Genomic DNA, 17,732 nt, shown 5'->3' with positions numbered 1-17,732 from the left:
CGGGGAGCCTCTTGAGCAATCCAGACCAAGCACTTTTGCTGCAAATTGCGGACATATTCAATGCATCGGCTGGCAAACTCGGTGTGGTCGAGTCTTGTACGGGGGGCGGGCTTGGCTCGGCATTGACTAGTCTACCCGGCTCTAGCGACTGGTTTGAAGGTGGGCTGATCACCTATTCAAACAAGGTCAAGATGAAGTCGGTGTATGTGCGCGAGTCCACTTTGGAGCAACACGGCGCAGTCAGTGAAGAATGCGTCAAGGAAATGGCCAATGGTGGAATGATCGCCTTGGGTGTGGACTGTTGCCTCTCGGTGTCAGGCATCGCTGGCCCGGGAGGTGGTTCGGCCGGTAAGCCAGTTGGCACGGTGTGGTTTGGTTTGGCCGTTCGGCACAAGTCGATTGAGGCTTTTCACCATGTTTTTGATGGTGATCGTGAGGCGGTTCGCCAACAGGCGGTACAAGCCGGGTTAACCATCCTGTCAAAAGTATCACTCAAAAAGGCTGTATAGATTTACAGTAAAAACTGTGCAATAATTCGGAAATCGCAACCCAATTCAGTTGAAGGCAGACCATGGAAGATCTCAGAACCAAAAACCAATCCTCAGACAAAGTCAAAGCTCTGGCCGCCGCGCTCAGCCAAATCGAAAAGCAGTTTGGCAAGGGCAGTATCATGCGTTTTGGGGAAAACGAGATCATCGACGACATTCAGTCGGTCTCAACCGGTTCTTTGGGGCTCGACATTGCTTTGGGCATTGGTGGCCTTCCGCGTGGTCGTGTCGTCGAAATTTTTTAATAATAAGTGGGTAATGTAGTTCACACTGTATGAGTGAGTGCTATATTGGTGTTGAGCAAAATAACCTTGTGTGTACGAGTTCACACGAGCTGAGAAGGCAAAAGATTATGTTAGATGACAAACAAAAGGCGCTAGCAAGCGCTCTAGCCCAGATTGAAAAGCAGTTCGGTAAGGGCTCGATTATGAAATTGGGGCAAGAGCCCCTAGAGGCCATCCCAAGTGTCTCTACTGGCTCATTAGGTTTGGATATAGCTCTCGGGTTGGGCGGACTTCCGTTAGGTCGCATAATTGAGTTATTCGGACCAGAATCGGCAGGTAAGTCGACACTTTCTTTGCAAGTGGTAGCCGAGGCACAGAAGAAAGGTTTGCAGTGTGCGTACATAGATTCGGAGCATGCACTTGACCCTTCTTATGCGGAAAAGCTCGGAGTAAAGCTCAGCGACCTGTTGCTTTCGCAACCCGATTCTGGTGAGCAGGCTTTGGAAATTACGGACATGTTAGTGCGCTCGGGTGCGGTTAGCCTAATCGTAGTGGATTCTGTTGCTGCCCTTGTCCCCAAGGCGGAGCTGGAGGGGGATATGGGTGATTCTTTGCCTGGTCTTCAAGCTCGTTTGATGAGTCAAGCGTTGCGTAAGTTAACCGCAGTGACCAAGCAGAACAATGTCATGATTATTTTCATCAACCAGATTCGTATGAAAATCGGGGTCATGTTTGGAAGCCCCGAGACAACTACGGGCGGTAATGCTTTGAAGTTTTATGCCTCAGTACGAATGGATATACGCCGCATTGGCTCGATTAAGCAGGGTGATGAGGTTATTGGTAATGAAACCCGGGTGAAGGTCATAAAGAATAAAGTAGCGCCACCGTTTAAGGATGCTGAGTTCGAGATTCACTACGGCGCAGGTATTTCCAGGGTCGGAGAGATTGTGGATTTAGGGGTGAAGTGTGAGCTCATCGACAAGTCTGGGGCTTGGTACTCATACAACGGTGAGAAGATTGGCCAAGGCAAACAGAACGCCTGTAAGTTCTTGCAGGAAAATCCAGGAATCGCTCAAGAAATTGAGGGTCTGATTCGTGAAAGGCTCTTGCCCCAGAAGAAGAAACCAGATGCAGCGATTGCAGAGTAAGAGGTTAATTGGTAATTAAATTTGTACAGGCATATTCTTCACAAGAAAGAGCGGGATTTCTCCCCCTACGTTGAGTTTGTAGGGGAGAGCTTTGCTCAATCCCTTGGAGAACAATGGCGGAAGTTTGGTGTAAGCAAAGTTTCTGCTACAGAAAAAACATATTGGTATCATGTGTCTCAGTTCCTCAGATTTCTCTGTGAACAAGATACATTCGCAACTCTGCGTGATGCCTTGAAAAGTCAAAAAAAGTTGCCGATTGGGCAAGAAACCGCACTTTGGCAAAATGCACTAACCCTTTATAGAACATATCTCAAAGAGTGCGCTACCCCGAGAACGGCGAACAATAAAACCACTGGGGTGAGGGCGTTTTTTTGCGATTATCTTGCAAATAGGGGGCTTGTCCCGCACGGTTTGCAGTTAGAGGGGTTCAGCTTTGAGCTAGGCATTGGACGTGGCACTACGTTACTTTCCCCCAAAACGCTCAGTTCACTTGGAATGTCGTCCGAGCAGTTTCAAAAGTTTTGTGTGCAGGTTGCACAACGTGAGGACGACGATGCTCTGATGGATTCAGACATAGCTGAATTGCTTGCTGAGGCATTTGAACAAGCGCAGGGCAATGCCTCTGATATTGACCGAGTTGCCCTTGCTATCAAAGTTATCGATAGTCGAATCAATGCGATATTAGCAACCGCAGTCAAGCATTATTTCCAGTTCATGCAGGACACAAAAGAAGCCAATGACTGGTTGAATGATGTTCGTATCAGCGGGCACGCAGACCAGTTATGGCAACTTGTAAACAGTTCGACGGCGACGAATAAAAAAGGGCGGGAATATCAAAACGCTCTTCAGCTTTATCCGCTAGCGGTATTTGTTGTAATGCTCCAAAAGCACAATGGAGGTCGCTACCCTAAAGAGACGGATAGTTGGTACAGCAAATTCACATCACTCAAAAAGCGACAAGGCATTACGTCTGATGATATTAAACGGAGATTGGGGTTTGATATTTTCGCGATGACTTGTGCTTATACCTTCATTATTCTTGAAGCATACGCAAACTCAGAATCAATAAGAAATCTTAAGGTAGACGATTTAGAGGATGGTGCTTTTGATTGTCAGTATGTCCTGAGGTGGCAGAAACCTAGAGCAGGTGCTTGGTCTGCTATGAGTAGGTCTTTTGCGAGGCGGCCTAGCTCTTCGCCGTTTAGCCCTGACACCCTGACTGTCGAAGATATTTTTAGTCATCAACTCGAATGTCGAAAACCGTTTGAGGGTTTGATTCGGGAAGAAGATAAAAAAAAGCTCTTTATCTCTTGGTACAAAAACAATAGCTACACAGAGTTACGGGAGATGGAACATCGCCCCGCGACGCCTACGGTTTCATCATTTAATCGGCATTTCAAGAGTCTTTGTGAGGAGGCATCTGACGGAGCTTGGGAGGCAACCCCCAAGTCGCTTAGGGGTACAAAACTTTTGCTTCGGGGGCTGCTGTCAAGGGACCTGCTGGACGTACAAACAGAGGGGCAACATCAGTCACTTGTATCGTCGTGGAAATACATTCATTACGTTCCTGAATATTTGAGAAGAGAAAAGAATATTCGGGACTTTCTGGAGTGGATGGAAGCCCTTGTGACCGTTGATATTGAGGGTTTTGCACAAAAAATCGGTATCGAAGAAGATGCTTACGCAAAAAAACTTTCGGTTGCTAAGGATGAAAGGGTAAAACAGTCAAGTGACGAGAATGAAAGAGCTCATAAGTTGTCAGTCAAATACAATCAACAGTTTGGAGGGCTCCACTGCATAAATCCGTATGAGGGAGTTCAGCCAGGAACAAGGGCTGGAGAGATTTGCAATAAAGTTCAAAACTGCCCGACATGTAAAAATAGGAGGGGAATATTTGTTCTCACGCTAGATAACTTGGTAAACATTCTCCAGTGGGATGCTGTGCTAAATGATGCTCACGCTTTAGAGCTTAAAGAGTGGAGAATATGGTCAGTATTTACAAGAACTTTGTTGCAAAGCATCAAAGACAACCCAACCCACAAAACGCTCTTTGACAGAGCTATTGAATTGGCCCTGAGTCAGCAGAATCCTTACAAAAAAGTCATTCCAATCAAGGTGATGGTATGAGTGCGTTATTGAAGTTAGATTCATTCACCACTTATTTCAACCCAGACCTTATTGATTTTGCATCGGGACTTAAGCTTCCCTTTTTCAAAGATTGTGATTTCGACTCTCCAAGTTGGAATTTGCAGGAGAACAAAAACGTAGGGCGGGTTTACACGCTTGAGTTTAATAGTGCCCCTTTAGGTATGGGGTACAAGCTTGGTGATAATCCAGACTTACTTAGAACCTTGAAGTTATGTTGTATTTTTATTTATTCAGGGAACAGAAGCCTCACAGACCAAAAGGTTTCAACCGCTGAAGGAATAAGTGACTACCACGGTTTCATACTTCAACTCTTACGCTTTTTAAAACTTAATCAAATAGTGGATATGAAGTACGTCAATCAGGCCGTTGCCGACCTGGTTTTACGCGCTTATTGCACTCAAACGGCGGCAGAGCGTCTTGACCTTGAAACTCGTGGCATCAAAGCTTTAACTGAGTTGTTCCAAGACCCTGTGAGGCTCGAAACTTACAAGAGACGGCGTTCTAGTAAATCGGGAAAACCAGACTTTGACTACGAACGATTCACGTCAGAAATGGGCTGTTCTATTAGAGCATTCCAATCAATTGAGAAATTTCAAAAATTACGAATAAACCTGCTCGAAGAGCATGGATTCGTTGTAAAAGCTTACAAAGGTTCTATCGAAAAGGAAGAGCGTGGAGAGACTTCTATTAGAAAACCTTTGGGGGCTGTGAAATCATTCTTCCGTATGCTGCATATTGCAAAAGAATTATTTCCTGAAAGCCAGCATACAAGTAAGGACTGGTTTAGGGATGTCAAGGTCGCTAATTTAGCAAAAAAGAACGGTAAAACTGTACTGACTAAAACTCGTAACATTCCTCGTCCTGTTTTTTTCAAACTGATGGACCAAGCCGTTCGTTGGGTTGTTGATTACGCTGATTCGCTGCTTGAGTATAGAGACAATGTGCTTGAAGAGCGCGAGAGAATATATCAAGAACTGCATAATAAATCGAGTGGTACGCTTGAGAGTAATTGGCAGTATGCACAAAAGCTAATGGTTCCGTGGTTTAGGGAAAATCAGCCCACAGAATTTCCATACGTACTCAATGGGATAGAAAGAACGCCAAATTATGAAAAGGAGGGGGCTGTTGACCAAGAAAAAGTGGTTAAAGCCAAGCTTCTGAAAGAAAGAGGGTTAACACACGAAAAAATTGCGAATGAACTTGGTGTCAAAGGAATCTCCACGATAACCAAATATTTGAAATATCAACCACCCATAAAAGGTATTTCGGTCCATCAAGCCGTATACACCCATTTGGTCACAGCCTGCATTTTGGTGATATACGCATTCACAGGTCGTCGACAAGATGAGGTGATGGGGCTGAAAGTCGGCAGCGTAATCAATGATGGTGGGAATCTTTATTTAGTGTTCGACCAACAGAAATACAAGCAAGGTGAAAGACCCTTACCAACAACAAGACTTGTGCAGATGGCTGTAGAAATACTCGAAAAGCTATCAGCCAAGAAGTTGGATGCAAATGGAAACGTTCGTCTGTTTCGGTTGGACAATCTATGCACAGGGAAAGAGCAGGAAGCGTGGCCAGACTTTAACGCTTTTTGCGATTTCACAGGTATACACGCTAAGAGCGAAAATGGGGAACGCTTTGAGTTCTCTGACCATCAATTCAGACGATTCTTGGCGATGCTCTACTGGTATCGGTATCCTGACGCTGACATGCCGACGCTTTCATGGTGGCTTGGACATCTATCGGCAGAAACGACAATGACATACATCACAGACAGAGAAGGCCAGTGGGAAGAGTTTTTGCAAGTCAAGAATGAATTTGTTGAGGAATTGACCAGTTCTAAGACTGAGGTCTCAGTTGTTGCGGCTGAGATAAAAAGAGGTCTGGAATTAATAAAAGTTTCAACGCTTGCAAATGTCAAGTTGCTTGAAAAGAAAGGAAAGCTACTTAACCAGTACGTGGTGAACTTTGTGAGGGACGGCGCATGCTTTGGATTTAGCCCATCCATTCAGGAACGTAGCAAATGTGCTAAAAACGGAGTTGCTCAAATCTCTGCAATCAAAGAGATGGGGTGCGGTGCTTGCAGCAGTTGTCCGAACCTGATTCCTGTGGAAACGCCAATGTCGGAAATGACGGTGCTAACGTTATCTGCGTCAGCCTCACCTATGCTCCAAGGTTTTCAGCCTTAATCATTTGGGATAGAAGATGCCTAAGCTAAAAAAAATCCCGAACCATAACGAAAATTTATTGATTCAAAAGGTCGAGGCAAAACTAATAGCCATCAGGAGCTATTGCAGTGGTGCTGAACCAACTTTTACAGTACCCCCTTGTTTTACTCTTACTTGGTTCGCAGAGCTGAGTGAGAATGGTTTAGAGGAGTTTTCGCGCAGTGGAAAGTCGATGCGGGTCGGACACCCCCTTCGCTTACAAATTGAAGAGGATTTGTCTACGGCAGAGTCTTATAGAAAAAAGTCTAAGGCTCAGAAGAAATCAGATATTGAAGTTGTAAAAAGACTAAAAGAGCAGGTACGTGAGCTCAAAGATAAACTGGCTCAAACTGAGATGTGGCTCATGACTCGAACAAACGAGAACCACGAACTTAGGCGTCAACTTAAAGACGAGCGAACCATGCGTGAGGTGCAAGCTGCGCAGTTGAGGCAAAAAAATAGTGTCGTCAAAAGTTTGGTAAGACCTAGACCCAAAGAGGGTGGGAGCCCAGTTGAATGACATTTGTATCTTACGTTCAAAGTAACTGCCCCGTGGTGATAGATGAACATGGGGCAACCCATGAAGAAACGCTGGAGTACCTTCTCCATCGAAGATTCACTGAGTTATTGAAGGGTTCAACTGTAGTAGCAGATACCCATCACCTGGCGGTTTGGTTAAATTTCTTGCAAATCAGAGGGCGGACTTACTTTCAAGCCACATCACTAGACCTTGAGAATTTCAGAGATTACTTGCTCGATTCTGAGGACTTGACTCCTCAAACCATCAATCTTTACGTAAAGACTATATGCGAAGCGTACTGGTATTGCCAAACCAGAGGTATGGTTCAAAACATGATAGGTTGGCTTGACAGGTCAAATCCCAACCAAAAGTATTTAATCGAGGTCGATAAGGCCCCTGAGTCAAGTAAAAGTCCTTACGTCATTCCTTACAGGTTAAGAGTACCGAATCAAAGCCAAAATCCAGTGCCCAATAAGGGGCAAATAGATGCGATGCGTGCTCAAATCGATTACTGGGACTATCCGGGTGAGCCTGACCTTGCCGAATCTCTTCGGGCTCGGGATAGCTTAATGTTTAGATGGCTTTCCGAAGTCGGATTGCGAAGAGCTGAGTTGGTAAACCTCTGGGTCGATGACATTTCCGAACACTGCAGTGATGCTGTGCCAAGAGTGACTATATCGAGGGGTACTAAAAAAGGTAAATCAAGGAATGTTGAAATCCCTAGAAGCCTTTACGAGGAGACACTGAATTTCATCGACCTTCAGCGCGATGAAATATTGAAATATAAGAGGTCTAAGTTTGGGTCTCCGAGCGGGATTAGGGTCCTTTTTGTTAATGGTAGTAATAACTCTGTAAGACCTCAAATGAGTGAGCAGGCAATTTATCAGTGGGTACTAAAGCTTAATCCGGAGGGATGCTCCAAGAAGAATAAGTTTTCACCCCACGCACTTAGACGATATGCCTTAACTGAATTTGCCACCCACCTTTGGAAGGTTGAAATGAACTCCGCCACTTACAGCCCAACAAAACAACTTATCTTGCATCAGAATTTAATGCATAGGCTTGCGGTACAGGCTGGTCACGAAAGTGCTGACACAACAATTAAGTTCTACATCGATATGGGTTTTAGGCGTGCAGACAACCAAACGAATCCAAATGACTTGGTACGAGTTAAAGAAGAGCTGGAGAGGAAGTTAAATGAAGTAAACAAGCTCCTTGGTGAGCACGCTGGCTGAGCAAGTCAACCTGATTCTTTCTGCTGGTTTCTCGGACGCAACCTCAGGATGTTCTTATTGAAAGAAGACCCTATTGTGGTGGACTAAAACGCATATTTTGACGGAAACGGTGGCGGTATGGACACTGAAAAATACACGGTTCAGGTTATCTGCGATAAGTTGGGTCTCCTAAAGAGGAACGTCCAGCAGATGGTTCGTGAGGGGCAGCTCAAGCCACTTAATCCTGGCAAAAAGCCTATGTACTTTTCGCGCGAAGAATTCGAACGTGTTAAGCAAGAAGTCCGTGCAAAAAGACTGGCATCGTTGAAAGAAATCGCCAGAGCTTGTGAAGTGCTTGGGATGTACGATGACGATTTTGAAGATTATAAAGGAAGGTGAGAAGCCGCGCTCTTTTGCCAGCTTGGCCATATTCCTGCTCTTTCTAGACCAGATAATTTCGATAACTATATAAACCACTAATACCTTTGACCGGAAGCTATGAACCAGGATTTTAAGAATGCTCTGTGGGCGACAGCCAATAAACTACGCGGTGCTGTTGACCCGGCTGAGTACAAGTACCCCGTACTTGGTCTGATTTTTCTCAAGTATGTATCTGAGTCGTTTGCTGCACGGCAGGCCGAACTCACTACCGCATTCGCTGACCCTAAAAACGAGTTCTACTTGGATGACGAGGCAATGCGGGCAGGCGAACTTGAGGAACGTGACTACTACCGAGCAAGCAACACGTTTTGGGTGCCTGAAAAGGCACGGTGGTCATTTATCCAAGCCAACGCAAAACAGCCAAATATTGCCGTGCTGCTGGATGATGCTATGCGTCTTGTTGAGGAAGACAACCCGAAGCTGGCGAACCTGCTTCCAAAGGTCTATGTCCGCACCACGCTTGAGCAAAACACGCTCGGTACGTTGATTGACTTGGTAGCTTCCATTGACTTTGGCCAAGGGGAGCATAAAGGTGATGTACTCGGCGACGTGTACGAATATTTCCTGGGCAACTTCGCTGGCGCGGAAGGAAAAAACGCTGGGGAGTTCTACACGACGAGCTCTATCGTTAACATCATCGTCGAAGTTCTGGCACCAAAGAAGGGTAAGTTGTTCGACCCCGCCTGCGGTGCTGGTGGCATGTTTGTATCCACCAAGAAATTCAGCACTGCCCATGGTGGTCGAGTCGCAGACCTGTCCATTTATGGCCAAGAACGCAATCCGAATACGTGGAAAATTGCGGCAATGAACCTGGCAATTCGGGGTCTTGATTTCAATCTTGGCCAGAAACCCGGCGACACCTTTACTGAAGACCAACATCCCGATTTGAAAGCGGATTACATTCTGATGAACCCCCCATTTGGGGCAGGTACGGAATGGTCCAAGGAGTCACTGACAAACGACCCCCGCTGGGTCTATGGAATTCCACCCGCCAAACCTGCGCACTTCGCCTGGCTTCAGCATGCCTTGTACCACATGAGCAGCAAGGGGCAGGCGGGTATCGTGATGCCCAACGGCACGCTGACGACCACTCAAGGTGGTGAGGACACCATCCGTCAACGCATGATTGAGGACGATGTGGTGGAGTGCATTATCTCGCTACCAGGCCAGCTTTTCCTGAACACGCAAATTCCATGTTGTCTGTGGTTCTTGGCCAAAGATAAAACCAAGAATGGGCGTGACCGCTGTGGCGAAACCCTATTTATCGACGCTCGCAAGATGGGGTATTTGAAAGACCGTGTAAACCGTGCTTTCACAGATGAAGACATCCAGAAAATCGCGCAGACAGTCCACCTTTGGAGAGAAGATGAGGACCGCACTCCAATCACCGAAGGACAGGAGCAGCAGAGCTACTTAGACATTCCAGGATTCTGCAAGTCCGCCAACCTAGAAGAAATCAAAGAAAGGGGATTTGTGCTTTCGCCTGGTCGTTATTGCGGGTCCGAGGATGTTGAAGATAGCGATGAGGTATTTGAAACGCGTATGGGTGAGTTGGTTGCGCAGCTCAAGGAATTGTTTGCCAAGAGCAATAATCTTCAACAGCAAGTGAAAAATGGCTTGAAGGAGCTTGGATATGAGCTGTGAAGACTTCGACCGCGCCCTTTTCAATGTTGTTTCAGCCAGCGATTACTGCGATAAGGTGGCGGACGGGACACATGACAGTCCAAAAGAAGTACCTGATGGAAGGCCGCTCGTTACATCCAAGCATCTAAAAAACGGAAAAATTCTTGTCGAAAATGCCTACCATATTAGTCAGAACGATTTTGATGCTGTGAACAAAAGAAGTAAGGTTGACCCATTCGACATTATTTTTTCAATGATTGGAACGATAGGGGAAATTGCGCAAGTTAAACCTGAATATCCCGAGTTCGCCATTAAAAACGTTGGATTGTTTAAGCTTTCAGACAAGTCAAAATCTGACTGGCTCAAATATTTTCTTCAGTCACCACAAGGTAAAAACGAGGTAGAACTCAGAAAGAAAGGTTCTACTCAGCAATACGTGTCTCTGACTGATTTGAGAGCACTACCTATCCCTGTCCCAAAAAATTCAGACTTTCGGGACAGGGTACTTGGTGTGCTTCAACCTATTGATGATTTGATTGATTCACTTCAAGCTCAAAACACTGTACTCGAACTGATTGCCCAAACTCTATTCAAGTCCTGGTTCGTCAACTTCGACCCCGTATATGCAAAGGCTGCAGGTCGCGAGTCAGAGGGCTTGTCCGCTGAAATTGCAGCATTGTTCCCGAGCGAGCTCGAAGAGTCTGGGTTAGGCCTAATCCCAAAAGGTTGGAAGTTTTCAAGTATCTATGAAATTGCGGATATCCAATATGGGGCTCCTTTTAAGTCTAAAGAGTTTAATACATTAGGGAACGGGAGACCGCTAGTCAGAATACGGGATTTGAAGACGGAAGAACCAGGCGTATTTACTCCTGAAAGGAATCCCAGAGGTTATCTTCTTCAAGGTGGGGACATTGTTGTCGGAATGGACGGGGAGTTTCAAAGTTATATATGGGGTAATGATGAGGCATGGATGAACCAACGGGTTTGTGTATTTCACCCTAAGTCAGTCTCCAGCCCGTTCTTGAGAAACACTATCACCCCTCAACTATTGGCGGCAGAAAAGGATGCAGTGGCAACTACCGTGATTCATATTGGGAAAAAAGACCTCGACACTTTTACCGCTATTCGCCCATCGGAGCAAATTCAGAGGACGTTTGATTTTATTGCCCAGCCGTTATACGACCTAATAGTGGCCAATAAGCTAGCGACTAAACGATTAGCGAAAATTAGAGACGAACTTCTCCCTCGTTTGATTTCTGGAAAGATTCGAATCGAAGAAGCAGAGGAAGCATTGGCGGATGTAATACCATCAACGGAAAAACAGGTTGCATGACTGCAAATGGGGGCTTAGCCCCCATTTTTGTTATTGATACAGGACAACTGTCGCTAGACAGTGAAGATATTTTTATACGCAGAACAACATGAAAATTACTGAAAACGCGGTGGAAGAGGCAGCAATCGAGTGGCTAACTGAGCTCGGGTACGAATACGCCTACGGTCCAGACTTACTTGATGCGGACAAAGGTGGCGAACGGACCAACATCAAGGAAGCAGTGCTTCGAGACCGTCTGGAATCCGCGTTGAAAAAGCTAAATCCAGGTGTGCCGTCAGTTGCGGTTTCAAAAGCCGTTGCCACGCTCTGTGAGACTGACGTCGACCTGGTCTCCGTAAACCACCGCATGTACCGTCTCCTGCGTGACGGGGTCAAAGTTGAGTTCGAACGCAATGGCGAGCAGGTTGCCAGCATCCTGCGCATCGTTGATTTCGAGAATTTCAAAAGCAATGATTTCCTCGTGGTAAACCAGTTCACCGTTCAGGGCCCAGAACACACTTGCCGACCCGACATCCTCGTTTTCATCAACGGGCTACCGCTGGTTGTAATTGAACTGAAAAACCCAGCGGATGAAAACGCTGACGTGTGGATGGCTTACGACCAAATCCAGAACTACAAGAACGACATTCCGGTCTTGTTCCATCACAACGCCATGTGCATCATCTCGGACTACTCTAACGCGATGATGGGTTCTTTGACCGCGAAGCGGGAACGCTATCAGCCTGGAGGACAATCGACGGTGTGGAGACCGACCCATTAGGCCCGCAGCAAGAACTGGAAACTTTGATTCGCGGTGTCTTCGACAAATACTTCTTTGTCGAGTACCTAAAGACCTTCATTTTGTTTGAAGATGAGGGCAGACTGGTCAAAAAAATCGCTGGCTACCACCAGTTCCATGCAGTGCTTGCAGTGGCGAAGAGCGTCATTCGAGCATCGATGCCTGATGGGGACCGTAAGGGTGGCGTTGTTTGGCATACCCAAGGCGCGGGCAAAAGTATCGAGATGGTCTGCACTGCAGCCATGGTACTGACCTTGCCGGAGATGCAAAACCCAACTGTGGTTGTGGTCACAGACCGCAATGACCTCGATGGGCAACTGTTTGAAACATTCTGCAAGAACTCCGACTTGCTACGTGAAACACCTGTTCAAGCGGAATCCAGAGAGCAGCTACGTGAATTACTGATGAATCGTCCATCGGGTGGAATTATCTTCACCACCATCCAGAAATTTGCACTTGAACCAGGTGAAACCCAGTTCCCTGCATTGACTGACCGGCGCAACATCGTGACGTTATGCGACGAAGCTCACCGGACCCAGTACGGGTTTACTGCCCAATTCAGGCAGGACGGGACTATCAAATACGGCTATGCCAAGCACCTGCGGGATGCGCTGCCAAATTCCACCTTCCTGGCGTACACAGGAACTCCAGTGTCCTCGACCGACAGGGACACCCAAGCAGTGTTTGGTGGCTACGTCCACATCTATGACATCGAGCAAGCGGTAACGGACAAGGCCACCGTACCTGTCTATTACGAAAGCCGCTTAGTGAAGCTTGACCTCAAAGAAGAGGAACGACCTCACATCGACGAATCCTTCGAAGAAATCAGTGAGGATGAAGAAGAAAGCACGACTGCAAACACAGCCCGTAAATGGGCAGCATTAGAAAAGATTGTCGCTGCCCAACCTCGTTTGCAGAAGGTCGCTGCCGACCTGATTACCCACTTTGAGCAACGCCAAGCTGTGTTGCAAGGCAAAGCCATGTTCGTCGCCATGAGCCGGGAAGCCTGTGTAGCTTTGTACAACGAAATCGTTAAGATTCGACCCGATTGGCATTCGGACGATGCGAATGAGGGTTGTATCAAAATTGTGATGACGGGCTCATCCAGCGACAAACCTCACTTACGCGCCCACGCTCACTCCAAAGAAACCCGGAAGCTGCTGGAAAAGCGGTTTAAGGACCCCGATGACAAGCTCAAGATTGTGATTGTGCGAGACATGTGGCTAACGGGGTATGACGCCCCTGTGGTCAACACGCTGTATGTCGACAAGCCTATGAAAGGCCACAACTTGATGCAAGCGATTGCGAGGGCCAACCGAGTATTCAAAGACAAGCCTGGCGGCTTGGTAGTCGACTACATTGGTATTGCCAACGAGCTCAAAGAGGCACTGAAGGAATACACAAACTCCAAAGGAAAGGGTAGACCCACAGTGGATGCCTCTGAGGCGCTCACTGTATTCTTGGATGAGATGGGCATCCTACGAGGTCTTCTACACGGCTGCGATTACTCAGAATTCCAAACCAAGGCCCTGAAAGTGCTGCCCAAGGCAGTCAACCACATCCTCGGCCAAACCCACAAAGACAAGGCCAAGGACGGGAGACGACGTTTTGCAGACCATCTGTTGGCTGCCAGCAAGGCGTTTGCGCTGTGCTGTACTCTTGATGAAGCCATGCCATACCGCGAAGAATTAGCTTTCTTCCAGGCAATCAAAGCAGTTTTGACCAAAGCAGACCCCAAGAAGAAGTTGACGGACGAGGCCAAGGAACACGCAATCCGTCAAATCATCTCCGGAGCCCTGGTGTCTGACGAGGTAGTCGATATTTTCGATGTGGCTGGTCTCAAACGGCCCGACATCAGCATCTTGTCCGATGAGTTCCTAGACGACGTCAGGCATATGGAACACCGCAACCTTGCGGTCGAGCTGCTTGAACGCTTGCTGAAAAACCAAATCAAGGCCAAGTTCCGAACCAACGTGGTCAAACAGGACAAGTTCTCTGACCTCTTGGAAGCGTCGCTGAATCGATACCGTGCCCGAGCCATTGAAACAGCCCAAATCATTGAAGAGCTCATTGAGATGGCCAAGGAGTTCAACCGGGCTGCGGAGAAGGGCATGGCCCTCGGGCTGACAGATGATGAAATGGCCTTCTACGATGCCCTTGAAGCGAACGAATCCGCTGTACGTGAACTAGGGGACGATATCTTGAAAGCTATTGCCCAAGAACTCACCAAAAAGTTACGCGAAAGCGTGACTGTCGATTGGTCCAAGCGTGAAAGCGTCAGGGCCAGCATACGTATTCAAATCAAGCGAATTCTTCGTCTGCACAAGTACCCACCTGATAAACAGGATGAGGCTGTGGACCTGGTGATGAAACAAGCGGAGTCGCTAGCTGAGGTTTGGGCCGCTTGATTGCACTAGTTAGGTCGCTCAAAAGCAGTCTAAATTTTGCACAATAATTCTAAATCTGAATGCCAAATTTATATTAATGATTTCCAGAGAGAATCGATGCGGAAATACATAGACTTAGATAGGCGATTTAGTAAGTACCCTGATTCCTTTTCGGAGGAAAGCTCGGTCCTTGTGCAAAGCCTTTCCCGAGGTAGAATCGGATGGGCCGAGCTTTTGGAACGAAGTTGTTCTGTCATTGTTGCTGGTGCAAATCACGGTAAAACTGCGGAATTACTCAATCAAGCTCGACGACTTCAAGATAAAGGAGGTCATGCACTATTTATTCGTTTGAATAAGATTTATAAACGAGATGATTTTTTAGATAATCTAGATATAGAGGATGAAGAAGCGTTTAAGCGGTGGGCGAATTGTTCTTCTCTTGAGATTTTGACAGTTTTTGTAGACTCTTTGGATGAAGTAATTCTAAAAAGTCTTGAAGATATGTATCAAGCTCTAAAAGTAATCTCCCAAAAAGTCGGTAATAACGAACGGTCGGTAAGATGGATATTTTCTGCTAGGCCAGCAGTAATAAATTCCGAAGTTATTAGTAGGATGCAAAGTCTTCTGACGTTGAATTCAAGTCGCAGACCTCTGGGTCGCCAGGATATAGGAGCAGGTGCCGAGAATATTTCTACTGAAGTGCAATCCTTCGACTTGACTGATGATGACACTGGTAGAGAAACTCAAGAAACTGCTGAAGGTATTGAGGTATATCGGATGGAGCCTCTGAGCCGAATTCAGGCAGAGCGCTTACTTACGCTAAAATTAGGAAGTTCATCAGGGGCGAAGCAAATTTATGACGCAGCACTAAATCTGGGATTGGACGAGCTTTCTGTAAGCCCTGGTGGTCTTGATGTTCTGAGGTCAATTGACCTGATAAATAACCCACCCGCTTGTCTTACTGATGTATACGAAAACATCATAGCTTCTCAAAGTGAGGTTCAGAGTTCCGAGATAGAGAGAAACGCCTCTTTCGGTCTAAACTCCTCACAATTTCAGAGTGCAGTTTCCCAACTTTCGAGTGCGTCATTACTGTGCAGTTTACCCAATATTGAGATTCCTACCGAAACATTGTCGCCATCTGATGGAGTGATGTCAGCGAGGAAGATTGTCTTTTCCTCGTTAAATGAATCTGCTCTTCGTTATTTCTTAACAACAAATTTCTTTATTGATTCAGGCCCTCATCAGGTAAAGGTCTATCCAGACAGGCTTTTGTATTTTTTTGCTGCAAAGCGGCTTTCTTTTCTTGTTACCTGCCCTGAAGATGCGGCGAGACTTGTCAGATTCCTTAGTTGGAATTCTCCTAGCGGGGAGTCCGGTGTTTACTCTCGTTTTTTGCCGTTGGCCGGTTGGCTAGCCACCCTAAGTCCGCTATGTCGCGCAGAAATTATTAAAGTAGACCCTCAGGCGTGTGCGCTATTTGGTGATTTGCGGAGCAATGAGATTTCTTCAAACGAGGCGCTCAAATGTTTTGAGCTTTGCCTTGAACGTCTTGAACGTAGCGGTGACACAATTGGAAGAGGTTTATTCTATCTGACCTCAGAAAATTATTGGCAAGCAACAAGCGTAGCAATTATCTCGAATTTGCCAGTTTTCTTTAAGAAATACTCAAAAAATAATCAGATTCGAAATCTTTTAATACAAATAGCTAAGGTTTCTAAGGTCGATGTGCTCAGGGGGGTCATTTTAGATGAAATATCAGGAGACTATACTTCTTTACTTGAAAGCTCCTTGGCTCTGGACTATATATTAGATTTAAGAGATGAGGGGGATATTAAGGAGTTGCTATCCGCATTTGATAGTTCTGGTAAAACGAATATTGATATCGCCTCGAACCTTATCGGAGAGCTCGGTTTTGATTACTTTTCTGTGTCGAAGATTGCAGGCATATATGTTGATTTCCTTGTCCGGGATGCTGATTTATTTGAATTTAACTGGACGATAAGTAAATACCTTTTGGTTGAAAAAAATTCAGCTGAAATTGCTCAATTGACACTTGAGCTTATAAGACAATATGCAGCTATAAATAAAGCAACATTTGACTTTAGTTTTGATAGTCGGCAATTTCTCGAATTTTTTGATGACCTTGCAGCTTTCATTGTCGATTGCTCTCAAATGTCTGTTGATGAGCGGTCTGATGTTCTCTACCGTTTAAATAATTTTATATTCGATAATTTTCCATATGTGTATTCATTTAAGAGAACAAAGTTGGTTTTGGAGGAAAAAATTGATGTACGGCAGGAAGTTTTAAAAAAAAATAATCATAGAACTCTCAGCGTCAGTGCCAGAGGATTCTCTGTTGAATTCGATATATAACAAAAATCAGATAGTTGATTTATTAGAGTCAGATGCTGCTGCGATAGGGGCGCAGAGTCTAGTCAGTGAGATTGACCGGAGAAGGGTTCAAAGCATAAAAATTTCAAATGAGCGACCAGTTAAGCCAACGAAAGATGTATTGGCGTTGAGTGTCATTGCTGAGCTTAAAAAGCTACTTGAATCGGAAAGCCCAGAAGACGTTGAACGCGCCCTAATTTGGGTTGTGAAATGGGTCGGCTCAAAGTCAAACACGATGCAGTTCGGTCAAAGGGATTTTTCAATTTTTGAAAGAAATGCTCCTAACGACATTGTAGTAAAAGTCTGTGATGGACTAAAACTACTTTGGCGAAAATCTCCACCTCTGCATGATGAGCAAAAACCTTCTGTCATTTACTACAAAACGGTAGCAGGATTGATAGGTCTAAGTTTAGAACTCGGAACTGCGCAATCTTCTTCTAGTCGTCTCCAAGATGCGGACATCGTGAAAGCGCTTGATTATGCGCATTTTGAATTAAATGGTTACCCGGTTTGGTTTTGGCCACTGGTTCAGCAAAGACCTGAGATTTGCTTGCCTGAATTGAAGTCGGTGTTTTCTCAGGCTGATAGGACTAGCTTTGGAAAGTACAGATGTAAAAAGCTCGTTGAAAACTTGCGTGGCGCTCCTGAGGAACTCAAGGGCTCTTTTGCAGTTGAGGTAATCAATTTCATAGTCCTAAATACCGGGCTTTCTGACAATGTTATTTCGTCAGCTTTGGAGCTCGTCTTAGCGATGGATTGTCAAA

At 45.9% G+C, this 17,732-nt stretch carries 12 protein-coding genes and 1 pseudogene; all 13 read left to right on the top strand.

Annotation, left to right across the window (positions count from 1 at the left end; all coding sequences use genetic code 11):
* Positions 1-11: 11 nt before the first annotated feature.
* A complete protein-coding gene (locus tag BSZ31_RS00265; protein WP_105027025.1) occupies positions 12-509 on the top strand; it encodes a CinA family protein in 498 nt (165 codons plus the stop codon).
* Positions 510-571: 62 nt separating this feature from the next.
* Positions 572-793, top strand: coding sequence for a hypothetical protein (locus tag BSZ31_RS00260; RefSeq protein WP_369907249.1), 222 nt, complete (start codon positions 572-574; stop codon positions 791-793).
* A 107-nt stretch (positions 794-900) separates the two neighbouring features.
* Positions 901-1,920, top strand: coding sequence for a recombinase RecA (gene recA / locus BSZ31_RS00255; protein WP_105029683.1), 1,020 nt, complete (start codon positions 901-903; stop codon positions 1,918-1,920).
* A gap of 21 nt (positions 1,921-1,941) precedes the next feature.
* On the top strand, positions 1,942-4,047 hold the full coding sequence (locus BSZ31_RS00250; protein ID WP_105027024.1) for a hypothetical protein: 2,106 nt from the start codon (positions 1,942-1,944) through the stop codon (positions 4,045-4,047).
* A complete protein-coding gene (locus tag BSZ31_RS00245) occupies positions 4,044-6,260 on the top strand; it encodes a tyrosine-type recombinase/integrase (RefSeq protein ID WP_105027023.1) in 2,217 nt (738 codons plus the stop codon). Before BSZ31_RS00250 ends, BSZ31_RS00245 begins: the two co-directional genes overlap by 4 nt.
* A 16-nt stretch (positions 6,261-6,276) precedes the next feature.
* Positions 6,277-6,798, top strand: coding sequence for a hypothetical protein (locus tag BSZ31_RS00240; protein WP_105027022.1), 522 nt, complete (start codon positions 6,277-6,279; stop codon positions 6,796-6,798).
* Positions 6,795-8,033 (top strand): site-specific integrase, encoded by a 1,239-nt coding sequence (locus BSZ31_RS00235; RefSeq protein WP_105027021.1) that lies wholly within the window; start codon positions 6,795-6,797, stop codon positions 8,031-8,033. The genes BSZ31_RS00240 and BSZ31_RS00235 overlap by 4 nt, the downstream gene beginning before the upstream one ends.
* 117 nt (positions 8,034-8,150) lie before the next feature.
* Positions 8,151-8,411, top strand: a complete 261-nt coding sequence (locus BSZ31_RS00230) for a helix-turn-helix domain-containing protein (protein ID WP_105027020.1) — start codon at positions 8,151-8,153, stop codon at positions 8,409-8,411.
* A gap of 99 nt (positions 8,412-8,510) precedes the next feature.
* Positions 8,511-10,097, top strand: coding sequence for a class I SAM-dependent DNA methyltransferase (locus BSZ31_RS00225; RefSeq protein WP_105027019.1), 1,587 nt, complete (start codon positions 8,511-8,513; stop codon positions 10,095-10,097).
* Complete coding sequence (locus tag BSZ31_RS00220; protein WP_105027018.1) at positions 10,087-11,409, top strand: restriction endonuclease subunit S; 1,323 nt, start codon at positions 10,087-10,089, stop codon at positions 11,407-11,409. Before BSZ31_RS00225 ends, BSZ31_RS00220 begins: the two co-directional genes overlap by 11 nt.
* Positions 11,410-11,497: 88 nt before the next feature.
* Positions 11,498-14,595, top strand: a pseudogene (locus BSZ31_RS00215) (type I restriction endonuclease subunit R).
* Positions 14,596-14,766: 171 nt separating this feature from the next.
* Positions 14,767-16,950 (top strand): hypothetical protein, encoded by a 2,184-nt coding sequence (locus BSZ31_RS00210; RefSeq protein WP_146106535.1) that lies wholly within the window; start codon positions 14,767-14,769, stop codon positions 16,948-16,950.
* Positions 16,934-17,732: hypothetical protein (locus BSZ31_RS16785; protein ID WP_168426787.1), on the top strand; the 799-nt coding region annotated here is incomplete at its 3' end. The genes BSZ31_RS00210 and BSZ31_RS16785, both read left to right, overlap by 17 nt.

Source organism: Limnobacter sp. SAORIC-690, from assembly GCF_002954425.1.
Lineage (GTDB): Bacteria > Pseudomonadota > Gammaproteobacteria > Burkholderiales > Burkholderiaceae_B > Limnobacter > Limnobacter profundi.
The sequence above is the reverse complement of the archived record's forward strand: the minus strand, read 5'-3'. Positions and strand labels throughout refer to the sequence as shown.

Coding starts and splice junctions, on each gene's coding strand:
- BSZ31_RS00260 (WP_369907249.1), top strand. CDS start 572: ATGGAAGATCTCAGAACCAAAAACCAATCCTCAGACAAAGTCAAAGCT.
- recA (WP_105029683.1), top strand. CDS start 901: ATGTTAGATGACAAACAAAAGGCGCTAGCAAGCGCTCTAGCCCAGATT.
- BSZ31_RS00245 (WP_105027023.1), top strand. CDS start 4,044: ATGAGTGCGTTATTGAAGTTAGATTCATTCACCACTTATTTCAACCCA.
- BSZ31_RS00240 (WP_105027022.1), top strand. CDS start 6,277: ATGCCTAAGCTAAAAAAAATCCCGAACCATAACGAAAATTTATTGATT.
- BSZ31_RS00235 (WP_105027021.1), top strand. CDS start 6,795: ATGACATTTGTATCTTACGTTCAAAGTAACTGCCCCGTGGTGATAGAT.
- BSZ31_RS00230 (WP_105027020.1), top strand. CDS start 8,151: ATGGACACTGAAAAATACACGGTTCAGGTTATCTGCGATAAGTTGGGT.
- BSZ31_RS00225 (WP_105027019.1), top strand. CDS start 8,511: ATGAACCAGGATTTTAAGAATGCTCTGTGGGCGACAGCCAATAAACTA.
- BSZ31_RS00220 (WP_105027018.1), top strand. CDS start 10,087: ATGAGCTGTGAAGACTTCGACCGCGCCCTTTTCAATGTTGTTTCAGCC.